The following is an 8190-nucleotide window of genomic DNA, read 5'->3' as shown; positions in this document are numbered from 1 at the left end:
CCGTGGCGGCCACCCGCGAGGCCTCCGACGCCGACCTGCTCGCGGGCGCCCGGCGGCTGCTCCGTGAGGCCCATGGCCAGGGCACCACCACCCTGGAGGTCAAGTCCGGCTACGGGCTCACCGTCGCCGACGAGAAACGCTGCCTGGAGGTGGCCGCGCGCGTCACCGAGGAAGTCACCTTCCTGGGCGCGCACGTGGTCGCCCCCGAGTACGCCGACGACCCCCGGGGCTACGTCGACCTGGTCACGGGGCCCATGCTCGACGCATGCGCGCCGCACGCCCGTTGGGTCGACGTCTTCTGCGAACGCGGCGCCTTCGACGAGGACGCCTCCCGCCGCGTCCTCACCGCGGGAATGGAGCGCGGACTGCTGCCCCGCGTGCACGGCAACCAGCTGGGTCGGGGCCCGGGCGTGCGCCTGGCGGTCGAGCTGGGTGCCGCCTCGGTCGACCACTGCACCCATCTGGCGCCCGAGGACGTGGACGCCCTGGCCCAGGCGGCGGGCCGCCCCGAGCCCACGGTCGCCACGCTGCTGCCGGGGGTGGACTTCTCCACCCGCCAGCCCTATCCGGACGCCCGCGCGCTCATCGACGCCGGGGCCCTGGTGGCTCTGGCCAGTGACTGCAACCCGGGCTCCTGCTTCACCTCCAGCCTGGCCTTCTGCGTCGCCGTCGCGGTCCGCGACATGGGCATGACCCCCGACGAGGCGGTGTGGGCGGCCACCGCGGGCGGCGCCCGGGCGCTGCGCCGCACCGACGTCGGTCACCTGGCCCCCGGCGCGCGCGCCGACCTGGTGCTGCTGGACGCCCCCAACCACCTCTACCTGGCCTACCGGCCGGGGGTTCCGCAGGTCGCGGCGGTCTGGAAGGACGGGCGCCTGGTCTCGGGCCGCCCCTGACCCGCGTGCCCGCACGGCCGCGAGGGGCCGGGAATGACGGCGGGGGCCGACGACCACCGTGTGGTGACCGTCGGCCCCCGCTCGCGGTTGACGCGATGAGGCCTACTCCTGGGGCACGGGAAGCCCGTCCCCAGGTCCTAGTTCGACTCGCCGTCCGCGGCGTTGTCGGTGCTCTGGGCGTCCTCGGCGGGCGCGGGAGCCGCGGCCTTCTTGGTGGCGCGGCGCTTCTTCACCGGACGCGAGTAGTCCACGAGGGGTTCCAGACGGGCCTCGTGCTCCTTGAAGCAGTCGGCGCACGCGTCGACCTCGCGGACGGTGCCCTCCCAGGCGAACTGGATGACCTCAGTCGCCTCGACCTTCTCCTCACTGACGGCGTGGGGATCGCAGTACTTGAGCGTGAAGACCTCGGTGACCACGGCGGGGATTTCCCTTCGGTATCGCGTGAACAGTGCGGACCCATTAATCATACACCTGTACGAAAGCGCAAACCGGCTACAGGCCGGTGCGCCGTCACGGGTTCGGGGTCGCCCCGAAGCCTAGCGAAGATTCGGGGGCACATGCGCCCGCGCCCGTTTCGCGTGCCCCGGATGACCAGGGGGTCCACGCGGACGCCGCGCGGGGGTCGCGTCCGCCACGTGGTGACGGTTCCCGTCGTGCGGGGGCCGCGTTCTGGCACGGAAGGCGTAAGGGCGTTATGGCAACAAGTGTTTGCCTTCCTTATCCTTCGTCCGTTTTCGCGTCGGTTTCGCGCCATTCTCCGCAACGGATATGGGCGTTTGGCGAACACCGGGCGGGACGCATCGCTAGGGTATTGCCCCATCCGGGGGAAACGGCCGTGTTCGGCCGATCCATCCGGACGGAACCCGGTGCGGCGCCCACGCGGCGCGCGGGAGACAGCGGACGCCGTGGGGGAGCGGCGCCCGGAGAGGCATTCAGGGGGAGGCCGTGGTCGAATACATGGAGGGCGCGTACGGAGGGCGTGGCGGCGCCTGGGCGGAGGTCACGGGACCAGGGGGGAACCGGTCCGCGGCGGCGCGCGGGCGCGCGCGGGCAGCCAGGACGCACGCCTGCGAGCGTATGTCGATCGACCCGCGTTTCGTGAAACTCCGCAGGAGGTTCGCGCTCCAGTCGGGATTCCTGGTGGCGGTATTCCTCCTCGGTTACCTGTCCTATCTGCTGCTCTCGGCCTACGCGCGTGATTTCATGAGTACGCGCGTCACGGATTCGGTGAACGTGGCGCTGGTCCTGGGAATCGGACAGTTCCTCCTGGTGTTCGTCCTCGCCTGGGCGTTCGGCCGTTTCTCCGAGCGTGCGCTGGACCCGCTCGCACGGGAGCTCCGGGAACGGGGCCACGACGAGGAGGCCGCCGACGGGGCGATGCGCCGATGACCGCCGCAGCGGAAGCCGGTACCGGAGAAGGAACCAGAACCGGGGAAACCGCGGGCGGTGCCGTCACGGGGGACGGCACCGCCTCGGTCCCCATCGGCCGGGCCGAGCCGACGGACTGGCTCCCCGACGCCCTGGGCAGCGCCCTGGAGGGCCAGTTCGGCGTCGCGCACGCCTGGACGGTCGGGTTGTGCGCCCTGTTCGTCCTGGTCACCCTGGCCATCACCGTCCGGGCCCGGCGCACCACCCGGGGCGCCGTCGACTTCTACGCGGGCGGACGCGGGTTCTCCAGTACGCAGAACGGACTCGCGCTGACCGGCGACTACCTGTCCGCCGCCTCCTTCCTCGGTATCGCCGGGATGATCTCCCTCCAGGGCTACGACGGGTTCCTGTACTCCATCGGCTTCCTGATGGCCTGGCTGCTCGTGCTGCCGATGGCCCAGCTGGTGCGCAACACCGGCCGCTTCACCATGGCCGACCTGCCCGCCTTCCGCATGCGCCGGATGCGGGTGCGCCTGGCCTGCACCGTCTCCACCGTCACCGTGTGCGTGTTCTACCTGGTCGCGCAGATGGTCGGTGCCGGTGCCCTGGTCGCGGTCCTGCTCGGCCTGCACGACGGCGGGACCTTCCTGGGGGTGAGCGCCGACCAGGCCCGCACCAGCGCGATCGTGCTCGTGGGCGTGCTGATGATCGTCTACGTCATGTACGGCGGGATGAAGGCCGCCACCTGGCTCCAGATCACCAAGGCGGTCGTTCTGCTGGCCACCACCGGTCTGCTCACCGCCCTGGTGCTGGCCCTGTTCTCCTTCGACCCGCGCGCCCTGCTCAACGGCGCCGCGGAGGCCAGCGGACACGGCCGGGCCTTCCTGGAACCGGGGCTGCGCTTCGGCGTGGAGGTGCCCGGCGACCCCGCCGCGACCCTGTTCGGCAAGCTCGACCTGATCAGCCTGGGCCTGGCCCTGGTCCTGGGCACGGTCGCGCTGCCGCACGTCCTCATCCGCTTCTACACCGTGCCCGACGGCCGGTCCGCGCGCGCGTCGGTCAACCGCACCATCGTCATGGTCGGGGTCTTCTACCTCATGACGCTGGCGCTGGGGTTCGGCGCCGCGGCGCTGGTCGGCTCCGAGCGCATCGCGGCCACGGACCCCTCCGGCAACACCGCCGTGCCGATGCTCGCCGAGGAGGTGGGGCGCCTGGTAGCCGGGCCCGCGGGGGCGGCCGTGCTGCTCGCGCTGGTCTCGGCGGTCGCGTTGGCCACCATCCTCGCCGTCGTCGCCAGCCTCACCCTGGCCTCGTCCTCCTCCGTCGCGCACGACCTGTTCGGCCACATCCTCATGTGGGGCAGGCCCCGTGAGTCGCAGGAGGTGGGTGTGGCACGTCTCTCCGCATGTCTGATCGGTGCCGTGGCCATCGTGCTGGCCGTGCGGGCCCAGGAGATGAACGTGGCCTTCCTGGTGGGGTTGGCCTTCGCCATCGCGGCGGCGGCCAACCTGCCGGTCATCGTGCTCACCATGTTCTGGAGGCGCTTCAACACCAGGGGAGTGGAGTGGGGCGTCTACGGCGGGCTGTCCGCCACTCTGCTGCTGATGCTGCTGTCCCCGGTGATGTCGGGCGGGACCGACCCGGTGACCGGGGAGAACCTGTCGGTGCTGCCAGCGTGGATCGACATCCAGCTCTTCCCGATGGAGAACCCCGCCCTGCTGGCGGTACCGGTCGGCTTCGTGTGCGCGGTCGTGGGCAGCCTGCTCTCGCCCGAGCGCAACACCGCGCGCTTCACCGAGCTTCGGGTGCGCTCCCTGACCGGCTGGGGCGCCGACGAGGACTGAGACGGGCGCGGGCCGGGGCGCGGGGGCGGGGCCGGAGAAGCCACTCCACATCCTCACAGTCAGTCCTCGGAGGGGGTCCCGTTCCCGGAGGTCGCCTCCGCCATGGCACGGGCCACATCGTGCAGCAGGTCCGGGATCCGGGATGCGTTCCGCGCGATCCGGTCCAGGTCGCGTGCGGTCCGCTCCAGGCGCTCCCGCGTGGTCGGCTCCCCGGTGCCCCGCCTGGCGTTGCGCCTGTCCTCCCTGCGGAAGGAGGCGGTCGTCGCCCGGAAGGCCACCGCCACCATCGGGCGGAACACGCCCCGACCGCGCACGTCGAGCACCGCCTCCACCGACCAGCGGCCGTCGGCCCCGGCGGAGGGGGTGAGCCAGGCGTCGACCTCGGCCAGCTTGTGCGTGGCCCGCAGCCGGACCGGGCGCGCGTCCCGGCCCTCCGCGACCGCCGCGTACCAGGCGTTCGTGTCGACCTCCAGGGTGCCGTTGGCCGACCGGAGCCAGGCGCCGCGTCCGGGCAGCCGCACCCGCATGGTCCACGTGAACCGCCCGGTTGGCGCGTCGTGGGTGACGGTGCCCCAGGTCACGGGTGGTTCGTTGGTGCCGAAGGTGTCGGGCATGGCGAAGTCGACCGAGGAGGTGCCCGTCTCGTCCCAGGAGGTGACGGTCAGGCCCGTGCCGCTCCAGCCCCGCCCCGCGTCGTCGGCGGGGTCGTGGGGCACGCCCTCCGGGGTCAGTTCGGTGGCGAGGTAGTGGCTGCGGGGCGCCAGGTGGCGTCCCCGCTGGAGCTGGAGCGCGGTCCGGGAGGCCGCCACGGCCCGTTCCTCGGCCCCGCCCGGTGTGGAGGGGGTGCCCTCCCGCAGTTCGTCGGCGGCACGGCGCTGGTCCTCGCGCAGCCGCTCGGCCTCGTCCCGGTCGACCAGTCCGAGTTCGTCGGCGCGCCGTTCCAGGCGCGCACGGGTCGGTGCGTCGGGGNNGGAGCCAGCCGCGGCCGTCGAACCGGCAGTTCCGGGCGACCTCGTGCAGGGCGGCGAGGATCCGCTCGACCACCTCCCCGTCCACGGCGGTGATGTCGAAGGTGTGGCTCAGGCGCGGCACGTGGCGTCTCCGGAGTCGTCGGTGCGGTTCGGGGCGGCGCGGTGCCCGGGGCGCCGCGCTCACGGGTGCCAGCGTACGCACCCGGGGTGTCCGGCGCCCGCGGGGCTGTCCGCGACCGCTGTCGAACGCTTGTGCGCTCCCTGGTGTCCGGGAACGATGACGGCCATGACCACGTACGTCGCGCTGCTGCGCGGAATCAACCCGGGTGCGCACCGCCGCGTCGCCATGGCCGACCTGTGTGCCCTGCTCGGCGGACTCGGCTACGGCGACGTCGCCACCCATCTCCGGAGCGGCAACGCGGTGTTCACCGCCGAGGGGACCGATCCCGACGCCGTGGCCCGGAGGGTCCGGGACGCCGTCGGCACCGAACCCGGCCTCGACGTGCCAGGGGCACCTCCCACGCGTACAGTGGCGTCAGCCACGCGTGGGGGCCGGTGGTGCGCACCGCCGGGCAGCCGGGCGCGGCCGTGGACGCCAATCCCCTCCCCGTCCCCGACCCCGCGAAGTTCCTCGTCCTGTTCTGCTCCGGCAGGGTGGACACCGACGGCCTGTCCGAGCTCACCCCCTCCCCGCGGGAGCGCGTGGCGGTGGTCGGCGACCAGGTCTACACCCACCACGGACAGGGGATCCGGTACGCCAGGGTCCCCGACCTCGTGTCCGGGTACGTCGACGGCACCGTCACGGACCGCAACTGGCGCACCGTGCTGCGCCTGCGGGGGATGGCCGGGGACTGAGGGGCCGGAGTCCGCGGGCGGCCGCGCCGCTCGTCCGGTGGAGAGCCTCCGGGGCACGCGGCGTTCGCTCCCCACGGACGTGGGAGTGCGGCGCACCTCCCGAACGGGCGCGCCGCGCCCACCACCGGGATCCGGGGCCGCCGTCCCGACCAATGTCCGAGAGGAGTCCTCGGCGGCACGCACCGGCCGCCGTCACGACCATGCGAAGGGGTGGTGCCCGTGCCGATGCGGTGGACGGTGATCCTGCGGGATCTGGCGGACGCGGCGCGGCCGATCCGGCCCGAGGACTGCCACGGGTTACTCAACCGCTGGTGGCCCCAGCCCCCGGAGGAGCACACGGCGGCCAAACGGTGGGCCATGAACGGGTGGCCCTCCCCCCTGGGCGACCGGCTGCACCACTGGACGCTCACCTGGTTGGACGACGACACCCCGCCCCCGCTCGCACCGGAGGAGCTGGTCGGTGACCCCCAACGGATCGGCGACCACCTGCTGGTCCCCCTCTCGGTCACCCGCACCTTCGACCGCGTCTACACCCAGATGCTCACCGAACCGCGCGGCCCCTCGGCCGTGCGCTCGGCCGAGGTGCGCAGCCAGACCCCCATCGTCATGACCACCCGCGACGCCGCGGGTGAGCGCATCCCGCACATCTGGCCCACACCGCGGCGCCTCTTCGGCGCCGTCCACCGCTCCGGCGGAGGGATCGTCGGCGGCAGCGGCGCCCTGGGCGCCGTGGCCCGGTTCGCTCCGCCCTCCCTCGCCGAGGCCTGGCTGGAGCTGGTGCTCGGCGGACTGGCCCAGGTGCGCCGCGAGCCCCTGCCCGGCGAGGACGTGCGGCTGGCCGAGCACCACCACGCCGAGAACCGCACCGTGCTCGGCTGGCAAGGCGGACTGCGGCTGGACCTGACCGGGGGAGAGCGTCACCACGCCGACGCCTTCGCCACCCTCCTGGAACTGCTGGAGCTGACCGGCGTCGGCAAGTACACCGCCCAGGGCTTCGGCTCCGTGCGGGTGGACACGGTGTCCCACGGCCAGCGTTCCACCCGGGTGCCCGCCCAGCGCCCCCGACGGACCCCGCGCCGCGTGCCCCGGCGCGCCCCGCAGCGCGTGGGGGACGCTCGTGCGCGTGCCACCGCCGAGGCCGAGGAGTTCGGGGGCACCCTGTTCGACTGATCCCACCGGTCGGTGACGACGGTGGGACATCCCGTCGGCGCCCGTCGCCGAGGCCGCTGGCTCCCACCCCGTGGACGGGGGCGGGAGTCGGTTTCGTGTGCTCACGGGGAGGAGACGCCGTCCCGTGCGGCCTGGTCCGCGCCCCCACCGCGGAGCGCGTGGGCCAGGCCGCGCAGATGCGGCACGAGGTCCTGGGGGGTGAGCGGCGGCGCCTCGTCCGCGGCGGTGGGGACGGACGGATCGCGGCGTCGGGGCGCGATCGTCTCGGGTGTGTGCGGTGCCATAGGGGAACCTCCGTGCCGGGGGCGGGTCCGTGCACTGAGCTCTCTCGGACAGGGGCGGGTCCCCGGATCGCGGCCCCGGGCCGGGAGGCTCCCCGCGGAGACTGGTATCGGTGGTGTCGCGCGGCACCGTCCGAGAGGAATGAGGAGGCGCCCGCACCCGTACGCCCGCGCGCCCAGGCCCCGCACGTTCCGCCGATGGAGGAGCCCGACACGGTGACCCCCACCCCCGAGCAGCACCGACCCCCCGAGAACCCGGGGGGCCTTCCGTCCAGCGGTGTGGTGGTCGGCGTCGACCTGCGCGGTATCCAGGCCTACGTGTACAGCGGCCGACGCATCCTGGACGCGGTCGGGCGCGCCGCCCTGGTCGCGGAGCTGACCGACACCTCCGACGCCGAACACGGGATCGCCGACCTGGTGCCTCCGGGGTGTGTGGTGCTGCGTGACGCCGGAGGGGCGCTCACGGCGGTCCTGCCCGACGCCGACTCCGCGCGCGAGTTCACCGCCCGCTACACCCGGCGCCTGCGCGACCGCGCCGGTGACCTGACCCCCGTTGTCGCGCATGTGCCCTACGGGCCGCGGGGCGAAGCCGCCGGAGGCCCCACGGGCGTCGACGGGGCCCTGGCCGTGCTGCCGACGCGGCTGCGCGAGGCACGGCGGCACATGTCGGCCCTGCACACCCCCGCCCACGGGTACGGGATCACCGCGGTGTGCTCGGTCAGCGGCGGCCCCGCCGAGTCGGTGGACAGCAGCCGGGTCCAGGACGACCACGTCGACGTGCACGAGCGGGTGGCCGCCGACGTCG

At 73.7% G+C, this 8190-nt stretch carries 8 protein-coding genes and 2 pseudogenes (1 of these 10 only partly in view); 7 read left to right on the top strand and 3 right to left on the bottom strand.

All coding sequences use genetic code 11. From position 1 onward, the window contains the following. Positions 1-896: the 3' portion of an imidazolonepropionase gene (gene hutI / locus D455_RS0122855; RefSeq protein ID WP_017573008.1), read on the top strand. It extends 301 nt beyond the left edge of the window; 896 of the gene's 1197 nt are visible here — the last part of the coding sequence; the start codon falls outside the window, past its left edge; it ends in the stop codon at positions 894-896. Between the two features lie 137 nt (positions 897-1033). Here hutI and D455_RS0122850 read toward each other — a convergent pair whose 3' ends face one another. Beyond that, positions 1034-1312 carry an Lsr2 family protein gene (locus tag D455_RS0122850; RefSeq protein ID WP_017573007.1) on the bottom strand — a complete coding sequence of 93 codons (279 nt, stop codon included), beginning with the start codon at positions 1310-1312 and terminating at the stop codon, positions 1034-1036. Between the two features lie 529 nt (positions 1313-1841). Here D455_RS0122850 and D455_RS0122845 point away from each other — a divergent pair. Continuing rightward, entirely contained in the window at positions 1842-2285 is a 444-nt protein-coding gene (locus tag D455_RS0122845) for a DUF485 domain-containing protein (RefSeq protein WP_026122896.1), read from the top strand. Further along, positions 2282-4108 (top strand): solute symporter family protein, encoded by a 1827-nt coding sequence (locus tag D455_RS0122840; protein WP_017573005.1) that lies wholly within the window; start codon positions 2282-2284, stop codon positions 4106-4108. The genes D455_RS0122845 and D455_RS0122840 overlap by 4 nt, the downstream gene beginning before the upstream one ends. 59 nt (positions 4109-4167) lie before the next feature. Here D455_RS0122840 and D455_RS31435 read toward each other — a convergent pair whose 3' ends face one another. Beyond that, positions 4168-4917, bottom strand: a complete 750-nt coding sequence (locus D455_RS31435) for a hypothetical protein (RefSeq protein WP_017573004.1) — start codon at positions 4915-4917, stop codon at positions 4168-4170. A gap of 439 nt (positions 4918-5356) precedes the next feature. On the opposite strand from D455_RS31435, the pseudogene D455_RS36060 reads away from it, so the two are divergent. The 3 genes and pseudogenes from D455_RS36060 to cas6 form a co-directional block, all read left to right on the top strand. Then, positions 5357-5527, top strand: a pseudogene (locus tag D455_RS36060) (DUF1697 domain-containing protein); the annotation flags it as partial. A 107-nt stretch (positions 5528-5634) separates the two neighbouring features. Then, a complete protein-coding gene (locus D455_RS35570; RefSeq protein ID WP_017573003.1) occupies positions 5635-5934 on the top strand; it encodes a hypothetical protein in 300 nt (99 codons plus the stop codon). Between the two features lie 225 nt (positions 5935-6159). Continuing rightward, complete coding sequence (cas6, locus tag D455_RS0122825; RefSeq protein WP_169552666.1) at positions 6160-7104, top strand: CRISPR system precrRNA processing endoribonuclease RAMP protein Cas6; 945 nt, start codon at positions 6160-6162, stop codon at positions 7102-7104. Between the two features lie 101 nt (positions 7105-7205). On the opposite strand, the gene D455_RS0122820 is transcribed toward cas6, so the two are convergent. Further along, complete coding sequence (locus D455_RS0122820) at positions 7206-7388, bottom strand: hypothetical protein (protein WP_017573001.1); 183 nt, start codon at positions 7386-7388, stop codon at positions 7206-7208. 195 nt (positions 7389-7583) lie between these two features. Between D455_RS0122820 and D455_RS31425 the strand changes: the two are divergent. Continuing rightward, a pseudogene (locus tag D455_RS31425) lies at positions 7584-8190 on the top strand (hypothetical protein); the annotation flags it as partial.

Origin of the sequence: Nocardiopsis halotolerans DSM 44410 (assembly GCF_000341065.1) — a bacterium.
Taxonomy (GTDB): domain Bacteria; phylum Actinomycetota; class Actinomycetes; order Streptosporangiales; family Streptosporangiaceae; genus Nocardiopsis; species Nocardiopsis halotolerans.
Note: the sequence above shows the minus strand (reverse complement) of the source record. Positions and strands in the feature narration are given on the sequence as shown.

Bases quoted from the DNA above. Each gene is read 5' to 3' on its own strand.
- D455_RS0122840 (WP_017573005.1), top strand. From the start codon at position 2,282: ATGACCGCCGCAGCGGAAGCCGGTACCGGAGAAGGAACCAGAACCGGG.
- cas6 (WP_169552666.1), top strand. From the start codon at position 6,160: ATGCGGTGGACGGTGATCCTGCGGGATCTGGCGGACGCGGCGCGGCCG.
- D455_RS0122820 (WP_017573001.1), bottom strand. From the start codon at position 7,388: ATGGCACCGCACACACCCGAGACGATCGCGCCCCGACGCCGCGATCCG.